The organism is Pseudomonadota bacterium (assembly GCA_037200975.1).
GTDB lineage: Bacteria > Pseudomonadota > Gammaproteobacteria > Steroidobacterales > Steroidobacteraceae > CADEED01.
In genome coordinates, this window is record JBBCGI010000001.1 from 2,864,723 (window position 1) to 2,885,646 (window position 20,924).

Annotated in this window: 18 protein-coding genes; 13 read left to right on the forward strand and 5 right to left on the reverse strand. The window is 65.2% G+C overall.

The annotated features are described in order from the left end of the window. Positions 1–20 precede the first annotated feature (20 nt). The 9 genes from WDO72_12970 to WDO72_13010 all read left to right on the forward strand — a co-directional run bounded on the left by WDO72_12970 (position 21) and on the right by WDO72_13010 (position 11,798). Positions 21–1,166 carry an efflux RND transporter periplasmic adaptor subunit gene (locus WDO72_12970; GenBank protein MEJ0086592.1) on the forward strand — a complete coding sequence of 382 codons (1,146 nt, stop codon included), beginning with the start codon at positions 21–23 and terminating at the stop codon, positions 1,164–1,166. Next, the gene (locus tag WDO72_12975; GenBank protein MEJ0086593.1) at positions 1,163–4,351 is read left to right on the forward strand and encodes an efflux RND transporter permease subunit; all 3,189 of its coding nucleotides are present in this window, start codon (positions 1,163–1,165) and stop codon (positions 4,349–4,351) included. The genes WDO72_12970 and WDO72_12975 overlap by 4 nt, the downstream gene beginning before the upstream one ends. 215 nt (positions 4,352–4,566) lie before the next feature. Next, a complete protein-coding gene (locus WDO72_12980) occupies positions 4,567–6,090 on the forward strand; it encodes a carboxypeptidase M32 (GenBank protein ID MEJ0086594.1) in 1,524 nt (507 codons plus the stop codon). Next, positions 6,087–6,881 carry a ceramidase domain-containing protein gene (locus WDO72_12985; protein ID MEJ0086595.1) on the forward strand — a complete coding sequence of 265 codons (795 nt, stop codon included), beginning with the start codon at positions 6,087–6,089 and terminating at the stop codon, positions 6,879–6,881. The genes WDO72_12980 and WDO72_12985 overlap by 4 nt, the downstream gene beginning before the upstream one ends. After that, the gene (ttcA, locus tag WDO72_12990) at positions 6,878–7,723 is read left to right on the forward strand and encodes a tRNA 2-thiocytidine(32) synthetase TtcA (protein MEJ0086596.1); all 846 of its coding nucleotides are present in this window, start codon (positions 6,878–6,880) and stop codon (positions 7,721–7,723) included. Before WDO72_12985 ends, ttcA begins: the two co-directional genes overlap by 4 nt. Next, positions 7,695–9,185 (forward strand): ADP-ribosylglycohydrolase family protein, encoded by a 1,491-nt coding sequence (locus tag WDO72_12995; GenBank protein MEJ0086597.1) that lies wholly within the window; start codon positions 7,695–7,697, stop codon positions 9,183–9,185. The genes ttcA and WDO72_12995 overlap by 29 nt, the downstream gene beginning before the upstream one ends. A 36-nt stretch (positions 9,186–9,221) precedes the next feature. Next, positions 9,222–10,265, forward strand: a complete 1,044-nt coding sequence (locus WDO72_13000; protein MEJ0086598.1) for a putative zinc-binding metallopeptidase — start codon at positions 9,222–9,224, stop codon at positions 10,263–10,265. Beyond that, complete coding sequence (locus WDO72_13005) at positions 10,262–11,296, forward strand: D-alanine--D-alanine ligase (GenBank protein ID MEJ0086599.1); 1,035 nt, start codon at positions 10,262–10,264, stop codon at positions 11,294–11,296. Before WDO72_13000 ends, WDO72_13005 begins: the two co-directional genes overlap by 4 nt. Before the next feature lie 19 nt (positions 11,297–11,315). Next, positions 11,316–11,798, forward strand: coding sequence for a hypothetical protein (locus WDO72_13010; protein ID MEJ0086600.1), 483 nt, complete (start codon positions 11,316–11,318; stop codon positions 11,796–11,798). Positions 11,799–11,801: 3 nt separating this feature from the next. Here WDO72_13010 and WDO72_13015 read toward each other — a convergent pair whose 3' ends face one another. Further along, positions 11,802–13,856, reverse strand: a complete 2,055-nt coding sequence (locus WDO72_13015) for a S9 family peptidase (protein ID MEJ0086601.1) — start codon at positions 13,854–13,856, stop codon at positions 11,802–11,804. 46 nt (positions 13,857–13,902) lie between these two features. Here WDO72_13015 and WDO72_13020 point away from each other — a divergent pair, with 46 nt between their 5' ends. From WDO72_13020 to WDO72_13030, 3 genes are all read left to right on the forward strand, one after another. Then, positions 13,903–14,616 carry an HAD family hydrolase gene (locus WDO72_13020; protein ID MEJ0086602.1) on the forward strand — a complete coding sequence of 238 codons (714 nt, stop codon included), beginning with the start codon at positions 13,903–13,905 and terminating at the stop codon, positions 14,614–14,616. Positions 14,617–14,743: 127 nt separating this feature from the next. Beyond that, positions 14,744–15,364, forward strand: coding sequence for a hypothetical protein (locus tag WDO72_13025; GenBank protein MEJ0086603.1), 621 nt, complete (start codon positions 14,744–14,746; stop codon positions 15,362–15,364). Position 15,365: 1 nt separating this feature from the next. Next, positions 15,366–16,037: a hypothetical protein gene (locus tag WDO72_13030; protein MEJ0086604.1), complete on the forward strand. Its 672-nt coding sequence runs from the start codon at positions 15,366–15,368 to the stop codon at positions 16,035–16,037. A gap of 9 nt (positions 16,038–16,046) precedes the next feature. Here the strand turns inward: WDO72_13030 and WDO72_13035 are convergent, their stop codons facing one another. Further along, on the reverse strand, positions 16,047–16,409 hold the full coding sequence (locus WDO72_13035; protein ID MEJ0086605.1) for a hypothetical protein: 363 nt from the start codon (positions 16,407–16,409) through the stop codon (positions 16,047–16,049). 85 nt (positions 16,410–16,494) lie between these two features. Further along, a complete protein-coding gene (locus WDO72_13040; protein ID MEJ0086606.1) occupies positions 16,495–17,019 on the reverse strand; it encodes an NUDIX hydrolase in 525 nt (174 codons plus the stop codon). Between the two features lie 320 nt (positions 17,020–17,339). Here WDO72_13040 and WDO72_13045 point away from each other — a divergent pair, with 320 nt between their 5' ends. Continuing rightward, positions 17,340–19,430, forward strand: a complete 2,091-nt coding sequence (locus WDO72_13045; GenBank protein MEJ0086607.1) for an ATP-dependent helicase — start codon at positions 17,340–17,342, stop codon at positions 19,428–19,430. 18 nt (positions 19,431–19,448) lie between these two features. Here the strand turns inward: WDO72_13045 and WDO72_13050 are convergent, their stop codons facing one another. Continuing rightward, the gene (locus WDO72_13050) at positions 19,449–20,306 is read right to left on the reverse strand and encodes a methyltransferase (GenBank protein MEJ0086608.1); all 858 of its coding nucleotides are present in this window, start codon (positions 20,304–20,306) and stop codon (positions 19,449–19,451) included. 80 nt (positions 20,307–20,386) lie between these two features. After that, complete coding sequence (locus WDO72_13055) at positions 20,387–20,671, reverse strand: RNA-binding protein (protein MEJ0086609.1); 285 nt, start codon at positions 20,669–20,671, stop codon at positions 20,387–20,389. Positions 20,672–20,924: the final 253 nt, after the last annotated feature.

Below are 20,924 nucleotides of genomic sequence, written 5' to 3' on the forward strand. Positions count from 1 at the left end.
CAGGGCCCGCCGGTTACACGATGTCAGAGCAGCGCAATTTCGTAACGCCTATCAGTATTGCCGTGGCGGTCCTGTGCGCTGGCTGGGCTATCTACGCGACCCAGCACAAGCCGGCGGCGGGTGCGGGTGCCACGCCGGGCGGCGCCGCGCGCGGCAGCGCGGCGGTGCGCGTGACGCTCGCGCCGGTGCGCAGCGAACGCGTTTCGCAGAGGCTCGAAGCGCTCGGCAACGCGCGCGCCAACGAATCGGTCGACATCAGCACCAAGATTTCGAACATCGTCACCGCGATCCGCTTCCGCGACGGCGAACGCGTGCAGCGCGGGCAGGTGCTGGTGCAGCTCGATGACGCGCAGGCGCGCGCCGACGTCGCCGCGGCGCAGGCCGTGCTCACCGAAAGTGAAAGCCAGTACAACCGCAGCCGCGAATTGATGAACACGCAGGCCCTGTCGAAATCGAATTTCGATCAGCTCGAAGGCACGCTCAAGGCCAACCGCGCGCGGCTCGGCGCCGCCACCGCGCGCCTCGAAGACACCGTCATCCGCGCGCCGTTCTCCGGGCGCGTCGGCCTGCGGCGCGTCAGCGTCGGCACATTGATCAGTCCCGGCGACGTGATCACCACGCTCGACGACACCAGCGTGATCAAGCTCGATTTCTCGGTGCCGGAAAATTTCCTCGCCTCGTTGCGCGAGGGATTGTCGGTACGCGCAACCGCGCCTGCCTTTCCGGGCCGCAGTTTCGCAGGCAAGGTCGCGAGCATCGATTCACGTGTCGACGTGGCCACACGCGCCGTCACCGTGCGCGCGCTGCTGGCCAACGATGACGGCGCGCTCAAGTCCGGCATGTTCCTCAACGTGTCGCTGGCCAACGATGAACGCGCGGCGCTGCTCATTCCCGAGGAGGCACTGACTCCCGAAGCCGAGCGGCAGTACGTGTTCGTGGTGGCCGACGGCAAGGCCGAGCGGCGCGAGGTGCACATCGGCGGGCGCCAGCCCGGCACGGTCGAGATCATCACCGGGCTCGAGGCCGGCGAACGCGTGGTCGTCGAAGGCACGCAGAAGATCCGCGACGGTTCGCTGGTCACCGCCAACGAGCGCGCGCCCACCGAACCGGTGGCGGCGAACGAAGCACACGAGGCCAACGCGACGCCCGCGAGCATCCGGCAATGATGCTCTCGGATGTATCGGTGCGGCGGCCCGTGTTCGCGACGGTGCTGTCGCTGCTGTTGTTCATCCTCGGTCTCGGCGCCATCACGCGCCTGTCGCTGCGCGAATTTCCCGACATCGAGCGGCCCGTGGTGAACATCGAGACGCGTTACCGCGGCGCCTCCTCGGACGTGGTCGAGTCGCGCATCACGCAGATCATCGAAAACGAGATCTCCGGCATCGAGGGCGTGGAGCGGTTGAACTCGGCCAGCCGCGACGAGCGCTCGCAGATCAACGTCGAATTCACGCTCGAGCGCGATCTCGACAGCGCGGCCAACGACGTGCGCGAGCGCCTGTCGCGCGTGGCCGCGCGCCTGCCGCTCGAAGCCGATCCGCCGCAGATCACGAAAGTGGATAGCTCGGCCGAACCCATCATCTTCCTCAACGTCACGAGCACCGAGCGCAACGTGCTCGAGCTCACCGACTACATGTCGCGTTATCTCGTCGACCAGTTCTCGACGCTCGAAGGCGTGGCCTCGGTGCGCCTGAACGGCGCGCGCCGCTACGCGATGCGTGTGTGGCTGTCGCGCGAGAACCTCGCGGCGCGTCAGCTCACCGTGACGGACATAGAGAGTTCGCTGCTGCGCGAGAACGTGGAGATTCCCGCCGGCCGGCTCGAATCGAGAGAACGCGAATTCACGCTGCGTACCGACACCAACCTGCGCACCGAGGAGGACTTCCGCAACCTGGTAGTCGGCCGGGGTCCGGACGGATATCTCGTGCGGCTCGGAGAGGTCGCCGAAGTGCGCCTCGCCTCCGACGACGATCGCAGCATCTCGCGTTCCAACGGCCTCATCGGCCTGTCGATGGCGATCATTCCGCAATCCAAGGCGAACGTGCTCGCGACGTCGAACGCGGTGAAAGAACGGCTGGTCCAGGTGCGCAACACGCTGCCGAAGGACATGACGATCGAGATCAACATCGACAACGGCGAGTTCATCGCCGCGTCGCTGCAGAACGTGGTCAAGGCGTTGTCGGAAACGCTGATCCTCGTGCTGATCGTGATTTTCCTGTTCCTTGGTACCGCGCGCGCGACGCTGATTCCCGCCGTCACGATCCCGGTATCCATCATCGCCGCGGCGATCGTGATGCTGGCGCTCGACTACTCCATCAATACGTTGACGCTGCTCGCGGCGGTGCTCGCCATCGGTCTGGTCGTCGACGACGCCATCGTCGTGCTCGAGAACATCGTGCGGCGCATCGAGGGCGGCGAGAATGCGTTGCTCGCTTCGATCAACGGATCGCGGGAAATCGGCTTCGCGGTCGTCGCGACCACGCTCGTACTCATGGCCGTGTTCATCCCGGTGTCGTTCATGACGGGCGACACCGGCCGGTTGTTCGGCGAGTTCGGCGTGACCGTGGCCGCGGCCGTCGGATTCTCGGCCTTCGTCGCGTTGAGCCTCACACCCATGATGGCGTCGAAGCTGTTCGCCAACGGCATGCCGAAATCGCGCGTGGCCGGCGGCGTGGACCGCGTGTTCCACAATCTCGATGACCGGTACGCGGCGGGATTGCGCCGCGTGCTGCTGGGACGCCGTCCGTTGTGGATCCTCGGTTCGTCACTCGCGCTGTTCGGCCTGCTGGTACTGCTGCTGGTGCGCGGCTGGCCGACCGAGGCGCTGCGGATTCCGACGGAACTCGCGCCGCAGGAAGACCGCGCCATGTTGCGCATCTTCGTCACCGCGCCGGAAGGGTCGAGCATCGGGTATCTCGACCGGCAACTGCGCCAGGTCGAGGAGATCGCGGCGGATGAAGTGACAAACGGCAACGCGCGCCGCGTCAACGTACGCACCGGCGGCTTCGGCCGCGGTGGCGATGTCACCACCGGCATGGTGATCCTGCCGCTCAATCTCTGGGACCAGCGCGACGAGAGTGCCAGCGCGATCTCCGATCGCCTGCGCCACGAGACGCAGGGCATCTCCGGCGCACGCATCAACGTGAACCCGGTGGGCAGTCCGCTCACGCGCAACAGCACGCGGCCGCTCGCGATCGCCATGGGTGGCGGCGACTACGCGGAGATCGTCGAATGGCGCGACAAGGTCATGCAGCGCGTCGCCGCGGAAAATCCGAAGATCCTCAATCTCGAGTCCGACTACCTCGAGCGGCAGCCGCGCGTGATCGTGCAGATCGACCGCAACAAGGCCGCCGATCTCGGCGTTTCGCTGCAGACCGTGGGGCGCACGCTCGAAACCATGCTGGGCGCGCGCATCGTCACCACGTTCGAACGTGCCGGCGAGGAATATGACGTGATGCTCCAGGCGCGCAACACCCAGCGCGCCTCGATCGGCGACCTCGACAATCTGTACGTGCGCTCCGACAAGAACGACGAACTGGTGCCGCTGTCGGCGCTGGTGCGGATCGAGGAACGCGCGGGGCCGACCGAGCTGCGGCGCACCGACCGCATGCGCGCGATCGAGGTCGCGGGCTCATTGGCGCCTGACTACACGCTGGGCGAAGCGGTGACCTACATGGAGAAGGTGATTCACGAGGAAGCGCCCGGCGCCCAGCTCATCTACAACGGCGAGACGTACCAGTACAAGAAATCTGGCGACGCGTTGTGGATCACGTTCGCGTTCGCGCTGCTGGTGGTCTACCTCGTGCTGGCGGCGCAGTTCGAGAGTTTCATCCACCCCATCGTCATCCTGGTGACGGTGCCGCTGGCGCTTTCCGGCGCGTTGCTCGGACTGTGGCTGTTCAATTCCACGCTGAACATCTTCAGCCAGATCGGCTGCATCATGCTGATCGGCATCGCCTGCAAGAACGGCATCCTGATCGTGGAGTTTGCGAACCAGCTGCGTGACCGCGGCGTCGAGTTCCTCGAAGCCATCATCCAGTCGTCGGCCACCCGCCTGCGCCCGGTGCTCATGACCAGCCTGTGCACGGCATTCGGCGCCGTTCCGCTGATGCTGGCCCATGGCGCGGGCGCCGAAAGCCGCCAGTCGATCGGTGCGGCGGTGTTCTTCGGCACCATCGTCTCGCTCGGCATGACGCTGTACGTGGTGCCCGCGCTGTACCTGCTGATCGCGCGCAATACGCGCTCGCCGGAATACATGACGCGGCTCATCGAGGGGCTGCTCGGCAAAGGTGCAATCGCGGGCGCGCGTGGCACGGCCACAACGGCCAGCCCTGCTCAGCAAGAAGCGCATTGAGCGCAGCTGCGGCGTCACGAGCCCGTCATGAAGGGCGAAAACGCCACAGGCGTATTGAACTTATGCCCCCGTTTCGCGCGCTTTTCCGGGGGGCGCTGTCAACCGCAACGTCATCAATTAAGTTTTTGATTTAGCTGCGGATTATGGCGAGCGGCGGAGGCCGTGAAGGGGGGCACTGGTAGACTGGCCGCCGTTCGTACTCCCCCGCGATTCCCATGGCCCAGTCCCCGTACAAGCAGCTCGAGCAGGAATGGAAACGCCTGCACGCCTTCCGTGGCGCCATGGCCGTACTTCGCTGGGATGCCGCCGTGATGATGCCGCGAGGCAGCGCCGACGTACGCGGCGAACAGCTGGCGGCGCTCGAAACCGAATACCACGCGCTGGTCACATCGCCGCGTATCACCCGCCTGCTCGATCGCGCGCAGGCCAACACCGCGAACCTCGAGGATTGGCACATCGCCAACATGCGCGAGATGCGCAGGCAGCGCGACTTCGCCATCGCGACCCCGGTGGCGCTGGTCTCGCGCCTGGCCAAGGCCGCGTCCAAGGCGGAGGCGAAGTGGCTGCTGGCGCGCGAGACCGGCAAGTTCGAAGACTTCGCCCCGCACCTCGAAGAGGTCGTGCACCTGGTGCGCGACAAGGCGCAGCTGCTCGGCCAGGCACGCAATCTCGCGCCCTACGACGCGTTGATGGATGAATTCAGCCCCGGGGTGACTTCGGCCGAGATCGACGCGATGTTCAAATCGCTGGCGCGCCGGCTGCCGGGCCTGATCCGCGACGTACTCGCCCGCCAGGAACTGCAGCCGACGCTGCCCATCGCCGGAAAATTCAGCGCCGGCAAGCAGCGCGCACTGTGTGTCGAGATCATGAAGGCCATCGGCTTTCCGTTCGATCGCGGACGGCTCGACGAGAGCGAACATCCATTCACCGAGGGCGTGCCCGGCGACGTGCGCGTGACCACGCGTTTCGATCCGGCGGACCCGTTCTCGGGAATGCTCGGCGCGCTGCATGAGACCGGCCACGCGATGTACGACGTGGGATTGCCGGCCGAGTATTCGGATCAGCCGGTGGGCCGCGACCGCGGCATGGCGCTGGAAGAAAGCCAGTCGCTGCTCATGGAAATGATCGTGTGCCGCAGCCGGCCGTTCGTCACCTATCTCAAGCCGCTGCTGGAAAAACATTTCGGCGTCAGCGGACCCGAGTGGTCCGAGGAAAATCTGTACGCGCACCTCACGCGCGTGAAACGCGGGCCGATCCGCGTCGACGCGGACGAGCTCACCTACACGCTGCACATCCAGCTGCGTTATGAGCTCGAAAACCAGCTGTTGTCCGGCGAACTGGCGGTACGCAACCTGCGCGACGCGTGGAATTCGAGCATGGAGCAGCGGCTCGGCATCAAGCCGGCGAGCGATCTCGAAGGTGTGCTGCAGGACGTGCACTGGGCGGTGGGATCGTTCGGTTATTTCCCCTCGTATGCGCTCGGCGCCGTGATGGCGGCGCAGTTCTTCGAGGCATTGCGCGAAGCTGTCCCAGAAGTCGATGCAGAGATCGCCCGCGGCAATTTCTCGGGTCTCATGGGCTGGCTCAAGCAGAACGTCCATTCGCAGGGCGCCCGCGTCAGCGCGCCGGAACTGTTCAAGTTCTCGACCGGCAAACCTTTGTCGGCCACACCCGTGCTGCGATATCTCGAGTCGAAATATCTCGGCAATGAGTCGGTAGTCGGCAGCGCCGCGGCATGAGCGGCGGCGGCTGGCGCCTGTGGGTGCTGGGCGTCGTGACTCTCGGGCTGGCCGTCGCGGCCGTACTGGTGCCGGCGATGCCGCAGCCCCTGTCGTATCACGCGTTCGCAGACTGCCGCACGTTCTGGGCGATCCCCAATTTCTTCAACGTGATCTCGAACCTGCCATTCCTCGTGGGTGGCGCGATGGGTCTGGCGCTCATCTGGAATGGCCGTGGACGCTTCATCGACCAGCGCGAGCAGCTGCCGTACCTGGTGTTCTTCCTGGGCGCGTTCCTGACTTGCTTCGGTTCGGCCTATTACCACGCCGCGCCCGACAATCCACGGCTGGTCTGGGACCGGCTGCCGATGACGTTGGGGTTCGCGGGCCTGGTGTCGGCCGCGCTCGCCGAACGTGTCGATCTCAAACTCGGCCTGCGCGCGCTCTGGCCCTTGCTGCTGGTGGGCGTGATCACGGTCGTCTACTGGTACGCCACCGAACGTGCCGGCCGCGGCAACATCATCCCGTACGCGGCCTACCAGGCCTGGTCGATCGTGGCGATCGTGTTCGTGATAGCGGCCTTTCCCGCACGGCGCTACAGCCACGGTGGGCTGCTGGCCTGGGCGGCGGTCTGGTACGGACTCGCCAAGATATTCGAGACCTTCGATCTGCAGGTGTACCGCATGCTCGGCGGCACGCTGAGCGGGCACACGATCAAACACGTATTGGCCGCCGGCGCGGTGTTCGCTGTGGTGCGGCAGCTGCAACGGCGCAGCGCGCTGGCCGCGGTTAATATCGCCCCCGCGCCATGAACGCCTCACCAGAAACCGCCCTCGAACCCGCTTCAGCCCCGGAATGGCCGTCGCAAACCGCGAAGAAGCTCGGCGCGCAGCTGCGCGGCCTGGTCGGCAAGGCCATCGAGGACTATCGGATGATCGTGCCTGGCGATCGGGTCATGGTGTGCCTGTCGGGCGGCAAGGATTCGTACACCCTGCTCGACGTGTTGCTGTCATTGAAACGTTCCGCGCCGGTCGATTTCGAGCTGTTCGCCGTCAATCTCGACCAGAAGCAGCCGGACTTTCCCGCCGACGTGTTGCCTGACTACCTGCGCGGCTTGAACGTGCCGTTCCACGTGGTCGAGCAGGACACGTACAGCGTGGTCAAACGCGTGATCCCGGAAGGCAAGACGATGTGCGGACTGTGTTCGCGCCTGCGGCGCGGTGCGTTGTACCGCTACGCTGCAGAAAACGGCTTCACCAAGATTGCCCTTGGACACCACCGGGACGACATCGTCGAAACGCTGTTCCTCAACATGTTCTTCGGCGGCCGGCTCAAGGCCATGGCACCCAAACTACTGTCCGAGGACGGCCGCCACATCGTGATCCGCCCGCTGGCCTACGTGGCCGAGTCGTTGATCGCGCGCTACGCGACGGCGCGCGAGTTCCCCATCATCCCCTGCAAGTTGTGCGGGTCGCAGGACAATGCGCAGCGCAAGGAAGTCAAACGCATGCTGGCCGACTGGGAGCTCAAATTCCCCGGCCGCACCGAGTCGATCTTCACCGCGCTGCGCAACGTCGAGAACGCGCACCTGGCCGATCCCCGGAGCTTCGATTTCCCAGGTCTCGATGACCAACGACAGCCCACCGACCGTTAAGCCGATCGCCGAGTCGTACTGGGTCATCGAAGACCGGCTGCTGGCCGGCAAATACCCGGGTGGAAAAACCTTGCCCGAACTCGAGCGCCGCCTCGGCCTGCTGCTCGAGGCGAAGTTCGACGCATTCATCGACCTGACCCAGCCCGGCGAGCTGCCGGACTACGAAAGTTATCTGCCGCCGAACGTCGCGTACGCGCGCGAGCCGATCCCCGATCACGGCGTGCCGGCCGATCCGGCGCAGATGACCGAGATCCTGCGCGTGCTGGACGAATTCCTGGCCGCCGGTCGCCGGGTGTACGTGCATTGCCGGGCCGGCATCGGCCGCACCGGCACGGTCGTCGGCTGTCACCTGGTCGAGCAGGGCCTGAGCGGCGCGGACGCGCTCGCCAGGCTCAACGAGCTATGGCAGGGCAGCGATCGCTCTGACATCTGGCCCGAAGTGCCCGAAACCCCGGAGCAGATCGAATTCATCCGCAACTGGCTGCCGAAATCGGCCGGCGACCCGATGGGCGCGCCCGACGTGCTCGACGCCGCCCGCAGCCTGCGCGAACGGTTTCAGGGTGCGCTCGTCGGTCTCGCGGTGGCCGACGCGCTGGCCGCCCATACCCAGTTTCGCAAGCCCGGCAGCTTTGCCGCGGTCGGTGACCTGCTGGGCGGCGGTCCGTTCGACATGCCGCGCGGCGCATGGACCGACGACACCGCCATGGCCCTGCTGCTGGCCGAGAGCCTGCTCGCGCGCGAGGGCTTCGACGGAAACGACCAGGTGCAGCGCTTCGCCCGCTGGCAGCGCGAGGGTTATGGCAGCTCGACCGGCCAATGCGTCGGCATCTCGGCGAGCGTGGCGCGGGCGCTGGCGACCGCCCAGTACAAGCGTCAGCCGTTCGCGGGTTCGCACGATCCGGAACAGCTCGACAAGGATCCGCTGTCGCGCGTGGCGCCGCCCGTCATGTACTTCTTCGCCCACACCGCGGAGGCCGTGGCGCGCGCGGCCGAAGCCGCCCGGATCACGGCGCAGGCCCCGCTGGTACTCGATTGCGTGCGGCTGCTCGCGGCGATGGTTCACCAGGCGCTTTCGGGACGTGACAAACAGGCCGTTCTGCATCCGCCGCGCGATTCCTGGGCGACGATGACCACGCGGCCCGAGGTACTGGCGATTTACGAGGGGTCGTATTCCCGGCGCATGCCGCCCGAGATCAGCGGCGGCGGCCATATCCTGCAGACGCTCGAGGCCGCGCTATGGGCCTTTCACCATGGCGAGACGTTTCGCGAAGGCGCCTTGCTGGCCGCGAATCTCGGCCGCGACTCGGATGTGGTCTGCGCGGCATACGGCCAGCTGGCCGGTGCCTATCACGGCGTAAGCGCGATTCCCGGAATCTGGCGTAACAGCCTGATCAAGCAAGATCTCGTCATCGAGACCGCGGACCGGCTTCTCACTCACGCCCTCGTGACCCTTGGAAGCTGATTCCGCAAGTCGAACGACTCGTTTACATTGCCTGCCATGCCGACCACGCGCCCTTCCCGCGTCCGACGCGCCACGCGTTCCTGGACGCGGATGTCCGACGAGCAATTGCTCGGGCAGCGTTTCTGCGACCTGAAACTCAAGATCGAACGGTCGCCGGTGGCTGCACGCGTCAAGCGTCTGTACCGCGAGCTCGACAAGCGCGAGATCGGTTTTCGCCCGCACGTGTGGTTGTCGGAGGAATGGTTTTCTCCCGACGGTGTACCGGGCATCGCCGTTCCTTTCTATCTTGCGCATCCGCGCCTCGAGCGCCTCGAGCGGCGGATGATGCGCAACGTCGAGGGCGGCAGCGCCGAGAGTGCGATGCGTATCCTGCGTCACGAAGCCGGACACGCGATCGACACCGCGTACCGGCTGCGCCGGCGCAAGCGCTGGCGCGAAGTGTTCGGTCCGGCCTCGCTGCCGTATCCCGATACTTATAGAGCGCGGCCCGGCAGCCGCCGCTACGTGCAGCACCTGGGCGAGTGGTATGCGCAGGCGCATCCCTGCGAGGATTTCGCCGAAACCTTCGCGGTGTGGCTCAAGCCCAATTCCTCGTGGCGCCGCACCTATGCGCAATGGCCCGCGTTCCACAAGCTCGAAGTCGTCGACGAGATGCTTGACGAGGTCCGCGGTACTCGCGCACCGGTGCGCAACCGCGAAGTGGTGGAACCGCTGCGCGAGAACACGCGCACGCTCGCCGACCACTACCGCGCGAAGCTCAAGCGCTACAGCCTGTACCGGCGCACGGTCACCGACCATCTGCTCGAGCGGGTGTTCACCGCCGAGAAGAAAGCCCGCGCGCGGCGCGCCAGCACGTTCCTGCGCGCGCACAGCCTGCATCTGGTGAACGCGACACTGCGTGAGCTCGAAGCCGAGCGGTACAGCGTGGAGCAGATCCTGCGCATTGCGGTCGAGCGCGCGGAGAAACTCGGTCTGTGGGTGCGCGGCAGCCGCCGCGGTGCGCTGCGCCATGCGAGCTGGATGCTCATTTCCCTGACGCGTCTGTATGCGCAGGGTGAGAGCCCGCGTCTTTCCTTATGAAGCGAATGCGCACGCTGGTCGTCGTGCATTCGACGCTGGTCCCGCCCGAAACTCTCGAAGGGCACAGCGAAAAGGAAATCGAGGAATGGCGCACTGAGTACGACGTCGTCTCGACGCTCAAGAAGTCCGGCCATGAGGTGCGTTGCCTCGGCATCTCCGACAGCCTCGAGGAGCTGCGCAGTGTGGTCACGGAGTGGAAGCCCGAGATCGTCTTCAACCTGCTGGAAGAATTCGACGGCATCGTCACCTACGACCAGCACGTGGTCGCGTTCCTGGAGCTGCTGCGCCAGCCGTACACCGGCTGCAATCCACGCGGCCTGCTGCTCGCGCGCGACAAGCCGCTGTGCAAACAGCTGCTGTCCTACCACCGCATTCCATCGCCGCAATTTGCCGTGTTTCGACGTGGCCTGAAGCTGCGGCTGCCGCGCAAGATCAAGTATCCGCTGTTCGTGAAGTCCACCACCGAGGATGCCTCGCTCGGCATTTCGCAGGCGTCGATCGTGACCGACAAGGCGCATCTCAAGGAGCGCATCGAGTTCGTACACGACCAGGTGCAGACCGACGCGCTGGTCGAGGAATACATCGAGGGCCGCGAGTTGTACATCGGCGTGATGGGCAACGACCGGCTCACGCGCCTGCCCATCTGGGAAATGAAATTCGGTTCGTTGTCCGAATCGTCGGCCGGCATCGCCACGCGCCGCGTGAAGTGGGACAAGAAGTACCAGAAGAAACACGGCATCGACACACACGAGGCGCAGGACCTGCCGCCGGCGGTGGTCGCGCGTCTCGACAAACTATCGCGCCGCGTCTATCGCTCGCTCGGCCTGTCGGGTTGTGCGCGCATCGACTACCGCATGAACGCCGATGGACAGATCTACGTCATCGAAGCCAATCCGAATCCGAACCTCGCGGCCGATGAAGACTTCGCGCAGTCCGCGCTGGCCGCGGGCGTCGAATATGCCGAGCTGCTGGAAAAACTGCTCACGCTCGGCGCGGGATATCAGGCAGAGTGGCGCGCCTATTACGGCTGATTGGCGGATGAGGGTGCGCATGAATCACAAACGCTGGCGAACGGGGATCGCGGTCCTGCTGTTCGCAACGCTCGCCGCCTGTGTGAATCAGCAGGAACGAACCAAGCGCGATATCCAGAAGTTCATGTCGTACGTCGCCGGCGAGTACGTGAGCCACGCTGGCGATACGCTGGTCATCGCACCGGTGTATTCACGCATGATCGCCATGGACACCGTGTACGTGGAGCGCACGTCGGGCGAAGGCACTTCCGGAAGACTCATCGAACTGGCGCCGGGCAAGAAGGGCACCATCCTGCAGATCGCGTATTCGTTCACGCAGCAGGGTCAATGGCGCAACCTGCGCGAACAGCCGGAGTTGTTCAGCGCGTTGTTGCCGAAGGACGTGCGTGCCGCCGGCACCTGCGACATCAAGCTCGCCGAAGACCGCAATTCGCTCGACTACAGCTGCGGCGGAGCCAAATCGGTCAACTACACCCGCGTGTTACACGGCAACCCCAACTGACGCTCACGGCTGCGTGTGGGCGTCGAGCCAGTCGAGCACCGTGCCGTACCACTTGATGCTGTTGTCGGGCTTCAGCACCCAGTGATTCTCGTCGGGGAAATACAGTAGTTTGCTTTCGATGCCGCGGCGTTGCAGCGCCGTGAAGGTCGCGATTCCCTGCGTGTCCGGCACGCGGAAATCCTGCTCGCCATGGATCACCAGCATCGGCGTGCGCCATTCCTTGACGAAGTTGGCCGGGTTGAAGCGCTCGTAGTTTTCGGCCGCCTGGTAGTAAGGACCGCCGTTTTCCCATTCCGGGAACCACAACTCCTCGGTCGAGTAATACATCGAGCGGGTGTCGAAGATGCCGTCGTGATTGACGATGCAACGGAAGCCGTCGGGCCAGTTGCCCGCGATCCAGTTCTGCATGTAGCCGCCATACGAAGCGCCGAGCGAGCAGGCGCGTTTCCCGTCCAGCCACGGGTATTTCTGCAGCGCCGCCGCGAAACCCTTCTGCAGGTCTTCGAACGGGCGGTCGCCCCAATGCTGGCTGATGGAATCGGTGAACGCCTGCCCGTAACCGGGTGAGCCGTGGAAATCGATGAACACCGTGCCGTAGCCGCGCGCCGCGAAGGTCTGGGCATTCCAGCGCCAGTTCCACTGGTTCTGGAAGCTCGACTGCGGCCCGCCGTGGATGACGTAGGCGACCGGGAATTTCCTGGCCGCCGCGAATCCGAAAGGTTTGACGACGTAGCCGTACACGGTTTCATCGTTCCAGCCCTTGAAGCTGAATTGTTCGAAGGCGCCGAGTGTGCGCGCGCCGAGCAGGGCGGCGTTGGCCTGGGTCAGCCGTCGCGGCGCGCCCTTGCCAAGTAGATAGAGATCGGGCGGCGTGGCGAGGTCGTGCCAGACGACCACGGCGCCGCGGGGCGCGGCCGAGAAATCGCCGACCGACCCTGCGCCCGACAGCGGCGTGACGCGCCCGCTCGCGACGTCGACGGAAAAAAGCACGCTCTGGCCGACATCGTTGGCGGTGGCCAGCAAGGTGCGGCCGTCGCGCGTGACGTCGAGATGCGCGACCGAGCGGTCCCACGCGGGCGCCACTTCGCGGGTCGCGCCGTTGTGTGACACCATGATCGCGAAGCGGTCGGCCTCGAAACCGGGCCGTTTCATCGCGAGCCAGGCGAGATCGCCGTTCGCGAGGAACACCGGCTGCGTATCCCAGGCGGGGTTGGCCGGTGTCAGGTTCTTCGGCGGCTCGCTGCCGTCCGAGGGCGCAAGGTACAGATCGAAGTTCGTCGACCACGCTTCTTCCCGGCCGGCGGCGCGGGCGCTGAAGACGACCTGTGAGCCGTCGGGGCTGAAGGTGTATTCCTCGTCGCCGCCGTCGGGCTTGGAGGGCACATCGGCCTCGAGCGCCTTGCTCACGTTGACCGGCGTACCGGCGCGGCCGTCGGCGTTCACCGGCGCGACGAACAGGTTCGAGCGTGTGCCGTCGCGCCAGGTGTCCCAGTGGCGGATGAACAATTCATCGTAGATACGCGCCGAAGATTTCTGCTTCGCGTTGGCGTCGAGCCGGTCGCGCGTGCACTTGAGATCGGCGCAGTCCCGGAATACATCCATGCCGAGCGCGATGCGGCCGCCACCCGAGGACATCTTGAAGCTGCCCACGTCGACTGGATAGTCGGTGATCTGCACCGCCTCGCCGCCCGACAATGGCAGCCGCCAGATCTGCATCGAGCCCGCGCGCGATGACAGGAAGTAGATGCTGGTGCCATCCATCGACCAGCGTGGGTGGGTATCGTTGGCGGAATGCTGGGTGAGGCGGCGCGGCTTCGCGGCGTTCGCGGCGAGTTCGACCAGCCACAGATCGCTGCGGCCGCGATTCGCGTCGAGATCTGTCTCGCGTTGCACGTACACGACGAACTTTCCGTTCGGAGAGACCTGCGGGTCGCTGACCCGCGCCAGCATGTTGAGGTCCGTCGCCGTGAAGGCGCCGGCAGGCACGTCGGCACCGCGCGCGTCGTGAATGCCGGCCACACAGGCCAACGCAACAATGCCGGACAACCATGACTTCATGAATCTCTCCTCACTTGTTGACGTTCCCCGACGCTTGATCCTTAACATGCGCGAAATGAAACTCAAGCCGGTCCGTGCGATCTGTTTCGATCTCGACAACACGTTGTGGGATGTCGAGCCCGTGTTGTCGCGCGCGGAGCGCATTCTCGCCGATTGGTTACGGAGCCGGTATCCGAAAATTCCGCTGGCATTCTCTGCCGCGGAAACGCTGGAATTGCGCGCCGCGCTGCTGCGCGAGCAGCCCCACCGGGCCCACGACTTCACCTTCCTCAGGCGCGAAACCCTCGCGCGCATGGCGGACGCGACCGGCTACGACCGCGCCATGGCGCACGACGCGTTCGCGTTGTGGCACGCCGCGCGTAACGAGGTAACGCCCTTCGCGGAGGTGTTGTCCGCGCTCGAGCGGCTCAAGCCGCGATATCGGCTCGCCACGCTCAGCAATGGCAATGCGGACCTTGCGGTTATCGGCATGGCGCACCATTTTGAAGTCGTTCTGCACGCGGCTGCACTCGGATGCGCCAAGCCGGATGCGCGTGCCTACATGGCGCTCGCGGACGCGCTGACACTCAAACCCGCGGAAATACTGTTTGTAGGCGACGAACCTCTGGCCGATGTGGCGGGTCCACGGATAGCTGGCATGCAAACTGTATGGGTGAATAGGGCTGGAGTTGTTTGGCCCGACGCGTTGCCCGCGGCGGACGCGAATATCTCCGGCCTCGATGAACTCGTGACCCTGCTCACGACCGACGAGCGTAGTTAGCACTGTGCACCGGCGGCTGCCAGCCGGCGCGCGGCGGCGAGAAATGGTTCCTGGATCACGGAACCTCGCGCCGCAAAGGGCTCAACTGGCAGAGTCGGGAGCCGATTTCTGCTTGACGGAGGTGTTTGTGACCATTCAGCCGGTTGCGAGTCTCAAAGAGTTCTTCCGCGACGCGTTGCACGACGCGTTGTCGCATCAACACGTGGCGGTCGACGACCAGACCGAACACTACGTCGTCAACCTGCTCACGCTGTTCTCGGATGCCGACGCGCTCTATGAGCGCGACACGCGTGGACCCGCGCAGCGCACGCGCCTCAAACCGTTGGTGGTGATGCTCGCGGAAGCGCTCGAAGCGCCCACCCAGGAAGCGCGGTTCCGCGGTCTGCAGCGCCTGGGCGACGTGTCGCTGTTCATCGCGGGATTTTTCTCGGCGGGCTTCGCGCGCAAGCTGGTCGACATCGATTACCACATTGCCATGGGCGGCCGCGCCTACGGCACGCTCGCGGACCATTGCCCGCCTGCGCGCGGGCGCACGCTGCGCCAGGTGTTCGCCGAGCTGGCCACGAAGTTCACGCCGATGGTCGACGCGCTCAACGAGATCAGCGAAAGCTCGTACCAGCATTCGGACAAGGACCGCCTGCGGCTCTACGAGTTGTGGGTGAAGACGGGCAGCGAACGCTCGCGGCGCTTGCTGCGCAAACTCGGTCTCGAGCCCGCGCCGGCGGCGCGCAGCCTGCTGGCGCACTGACATGGGCGCCGACACTCTCGCATCGCTGCAGAGTGCGCTGGCCGACATCTACGATCTGCCCGCCATGCCGGCGGTCGGTGGATTCCTCATGACGGAGCGTTCGGAGCTGCGCGGTTATTCCGAGGCGCGCACCGGTGACGAACAGCTGATCGTGGCGACCGAGGGCGACACCTTGTCGTTGGCGCTGTTCATAGACGGCGCGGTGCTGGCGCGGCTCGCCGAGCACGATCCGTTCGCGACGCTCGACAATGCGAATCTCGCCGACTACCTGACGGTGGCCGAAGGCGTCAGCCATTTCGTCTACGTCGCGTGGAACGCCGGACACGACAAGCCAGTGACGCTGCTCGAGCTCGAGCTGCAGGCGGAGGTCGACAAATACGTGCTCGGCGCGTGGCTGCTGCGCGAACAGGGCGCCGGCCGCTTCCCGCGCGAGTTGCATCGCGTCCTGTTCGAACGGGCGCGTGTGGATCCGGCAGCCGCGGGCGGGCGAGTCGGCCTGTACCATACGGCGTCTAACTACGCGGCGCGGTTCTGCCGGCGGGTGGGCGCGAGTCTGGCGGCGTCGACTCGCAACCCGCGGCGCGGCGCCACGCGCGAGCTGCTGGCGGAGCTGCGGCGGTTCTATCGCTGGGGTAATGCCCGCAAACTCGCCCACATAGAGCGCTGCGCCTGAGCGCGGGAATTATTCGGTGTCTTCCTGAGACTTGCGGGCGTCGAGCTCGCGTTTGAGCTTGATCCACTCGCCGAGTTTGCGCAGGTCGCGCTTGCCGCCCTGCTGTTTCTTCGGTTCCGGAATGTGCGCCGCGCCGACGCGGGCGTAGGGATCGAAGCCGCTGGCGCGCGTACGTTCGACCGTCAGCTTGCCGTTCTCGCCGCGGGCCGGAGTGTTCTCGATGCTGAGCGGCGCGCGCTCCAACGGCACCCCGGCGAAACCCGCGTCGATCCATTCCACGCGGGCGTTACCACGATCGTCGTGCACGATCTGCGACACACGACGCCGGTTGGCGCCCTGGGGCGGTTTGCCGTTTGAATCATTATCTGGCACGGCTCGAAGTATGAACGACCGGCCAAATCGATTGTTTGACATAGCCAACATTTCAGGGATTTCGACGTGCGGCCTGTGAGCCGCTTCACGCAATTTCCTGACGAGAAGCTGCTCTCAAAATACCGATGATTGTTTTGGCGTCCGCCAGTTCCCCGCTGCGCGCCCGTTCCACGGCCTGATCGAGGGGCCACCACTCGATTTCGAAAACTTCATCCGCTTCGGGCCTTGCCGCCACCGGCTCGAGCCCGGTCGCGAGGTACAGATGGATGATCTCGGTGAACACGCCGGGCGAGCTGAAATACGCGCCGAGCGACTGCCATTGCGCGGCATACATTCCGGCTTCTTCCGCGAGCTCGCGTTTGATGGTGGCTTCGGGCGGCTCGCCGGGTTCGAGTTTGCCGGCCGGCAACTCGTAGATGTAGCCGCCCGCCGCATGGCGGTACTGGCGCAGCACGCAGACGCGATTCCGTGCATCCAGAGCCACGACCGCGGCACCGCCGGGGTGACGCACGATCTCGAGAGGAACACGCATGCCATTGGGCAGGTCGACGGTGTCCACGCTCACCTTGATGACGCGCCCGTCGTAGATCATTTTTCTTTCGAACGACATTGCGGAAGTGTAACCGCACGCCCGCAGGTAATTTGTGCACGGATTTCGTGCCACCGGCCGCTCCGGGCATGGGCAACATGGTAGTGAGACCGGTGTCGTGAGTTGTTTGCGGAGCCGATGCGCGCCTACAACAGCCGCGCTGGTCTTGAATGCCCGGATCGCGCGCGCTCATAATCGCGGCCCTCGGCCCCGCCTTCCTGCGCGGCTGAAAATGCAGATCAAATAGGCGTCACATTCCGGCCATGTTCGGCGTGACGTCCGTCACGGCTCGCGGGCAGATGGGGCCTGTTTCCATTGCCCTTTCGTATATTGTTGTATCGATGTCTACGGCCGAACAACTTGGAAGTTTGAACGCTCCGCAGCGGCGGGCGGTTACTTACGGTGAAGCGCTTCCCGGCGGGAAGGGTTTCCGCGCGGGTCCGTTGCTGATCGTTGCCGGCGCCGGCACGGGCAAGACCAACACGCTGGCACATCGCGTGGCGCACCTGGCCATGAGCGGCGTCGATCCGGCGCGTATTCTCATGCTCACCTTCACGCGCCGCGCGGCCGTCGAGATGAAGCGTCGCGCCAACGACATCATGCGCGAAGCCTTCGACGACAAACTCGGCGGCGGCAAGGCGGCGCAGATTTCGCAGCGGCTGACCTGGGCCGGCACGTTCCACTCGATCGGCAATCGCCTGCTGCGGCATTACGCCAAACACGTCGGGCTCGATCCTGCCTTCACCGTGCTCGATCGCAGCGATGCGGCGGACCTGGTCGACACGGTGCGCACCGAGCTCGGTTATTCGGGCAAGGGCCAGCGCTTTCCGCGCAAGGACACCTGCCTCTCGATCTATTCGTATCGCGTCAACACGCAGAAGTCGCTGAAGGAAACCCTCGAGAGCCAGCATCCCTGGTGCGCGAACTGGGAAGAGGACATCGGCAAGCTGCTGCGTGCCTACGTCGAGCGCAAGTCGCAGTACCGCGTGCTCGATTTCGACGATCTGCTGCTGTACTGGCACGCCATGATGAGCGAGGAGCGCATCGCGAAGTCGGTGGCGGCGCATTTCGACCACGTGCTGGTCGACGAATACCAGGACACCAACAAGCTGCAGGGTGACATCCTCACCGCGCTCAAGCCGGACGGGCAGGGCGTCACGGTGGTCGGCGACGACGCGCAGGCTATCTACTCGTTCCGCGCGGCCGCGGTCGAGAACATCCTCGGTTTCCCGGATCGCTTCCGCCCCAAGGCGGAGGTGGTCACGCTGGCGCAGAATTTCCGCTCCAGCCAGAGCGTGCTCGATGCCGCCAATGCGCTGATGGCGGACGCGCCGCGCCAGTACCGCAAACACCTGCTGTCGATGCGCGGCCAGGGCCCGCGCCCGAAGATGGTCACGGTCGACGATCTGCCGACGCAGGCCGAGTTCGTCTGCACGCGCGTGCTGGCGGCGCGCGAGGCCGGTATTCCGCTCAAGCGCCAGGCGGTGCTGTTCCGCACCGGGTCGCACAGCGACGCGCTCGAAGTCGAACTCGCCAAACGCAAGATTCCTTTCGTGAAGTACGGCGGCTTGAAGTTTCTCGAGGCGGCGCACGTCAAGGACCTGCTGGCGGTGCTGCGTTGGGTCGACAATCCGCGCAACCAGCTGGCGGCGTTCCGCGTGCTGCAGCTCATGCCCGGCATGGGTCCGGCCAATGCGAAGAAGGCGCTCGACCATTTCATCGCCAACAACTACCAGTGGAGCTCGTTCGAAAAATTCGAGCCGCCGCTCGATGCGCGCATGGCGTGGAAGAAGTTCAACGAGGTTTTCGGCGAGCTCGCCGATCCGAACCGCGAGTGGCGCGGGCAGGTGGCGCTGGCGCGCGAGTGGTACCGGCCGCAGATGGAGCGGCTGTACGAACACGTGCACATGCGCATCGGCGATCTGGATCAGCTCGAGCACCTGTCGTCGCAGTACCAGACCCGCGAACGGTTCATCACCGAGCTGACACTCGATCCGCCGCAGGCCACGAGCGATCTGGCCGGCCAGGCCGTGAACGACGAAGACTACCTGGTGCTGTCCACCGTGCATTCGGCCAAGGGCATGGAATGGGACAACGTCTATATCCTCAACGTGGTCGACGGCAGCTTCCCGAACGAATTCGCGAACAAGGCGGAGCTCATCGAAGAAGAGCGGCGCCTGCTGTACGTCGCCATGACCCGCGCGCGCAACGAGCTGACCTGCGTCGTGCCGTTGCGCTTCCAGATCACGAGCCAGCCGAAGACTTCCGACGGCCACGTGTACGGTGGCCGCAGCCGGTTCCTCACCGAAAAACTGGTCAAGTGTTTCGACGAGCAGGCGTTCCAGGGCACGAATGTCGACGTGAAGATCGAGGAAGCCACGGCCGAGTCCGGCAGCATCGACGTGGCGTCACGCCTCAAGCAGATGTGGTGAGCGTGAGCGACGCCGTTTCTAAAACGGCTTTCTGAATTTCAACGTGAACCGGTCACTCTCGCCAATCGCCTCGTACTTCGCCCGTTCGCGATTCCCCAGCCGATAGTCAGGCGGCAGCGTCCAGACCCCCTGTTCGTAATTCTTCGTGTCCTTCGCGTTCGCATTGATTTCGCTGCGCGCCACGAACTCGAAGCCCGCCGACTTGATCAACCCGATCGCGTAGTCCTCGTTCACGTAGCCACTCGCTGCGCGTGGATCCTGCGGCTTGTCTGCCGCGCCGCGATGCTCGACCACGCCGAGAGTGCCGCCCGGCTTCAACGCCTTGAACATAGCGGCGAATGCCTCGCTCGCATACCCGAGGTTCATCCAGTTGTGCACGTTGCGGAACGTGACGACCAGGTCGACGCTGCCAGCCGGTGCGATCGGCTCGCCGGCGGAGCCCAGCGTGCCGACTTCCACCTTGCCGTACAGCCCGGGATTCGCCGCGAGTTTTGCGCGGAAGCTCGCGAGGCTGGCGGTGACGAATTCATTGCCGGGCGCGGGCGGCAATTGCGCGGCGTACAACCTGCCGCGCTCCGCCAGCAGCGGCGCGAGGATCTCGGTGTACCAGCCGCCGGCGCCGGGCCAGACCTCGACGACGGTCATGTCGGGTTTGATGCCGAAGAACAGCAACGTCTCGAGCGGATGGCGGTAGACGTCGCGCGCCCGGTTTTCCGCGGACCGCTGCGGGCCGGCGAGGACCCGGTCGAGAGCGGCTGCGGTGGCCGCGTCGCGCGGTGCGGGCGCAGGCGGCTTGCCCTGCGGCGGCGGCGTCGCGCAGCCGGCAACGATTGCGGCCGCGACGAACAAAGGGATCATGCGTACGCACGACATCATCGGCGCATCTCCGTGAAAAAAAGAACCCCGCGCGAAGGCGGGGTTCGTCTCGACTGTGCGGCTTCGTTGAGCTCGCCGGATCAACGGCGGAACGGACCGCCGCCACCCTGACGCGGGCGCGGCGGACGTTCCTGCGCTTCGTTGACGCGCAGCGGACGCCCGTTCATCTGGTAGCCGTTGAGTCCCTGGATGGCGGCTTGCGCCTCACCCGAACCCATCTCAACGAATCCGAAACCGCGGGGCTTGCCCGTCTCACGGTCGTTGATCAGCTTTACGGAGTCGACCTTGCCATGGCGCTCGAAGAGCACCTTGATGTCTTGCTCGGTCGCGGAGAAGGGCAGATTGCCCACGTAGATCGTCGTCATCCCGGACTTCTCGCTCAGAAAGCGGACAGCGGCAGGAATGCGGACCCCTGCATGTACCGCGGAAAATTAAAAACAGGTCAAGGCTTCAAAGCGCCCGTCATCAATTGCGCGGCTCTTTAGTCCTAAGCGGCCTGCACCGTCGTTCGAAATCGAACGCGGCCGATGCTACTCCTCGATTTCGGAAGCTGTAAACAACGGGAGGCGCGCGGTTTTTGCGGGACCCGCAAACGGGGCGAGTAATGGGCTTTTTTCG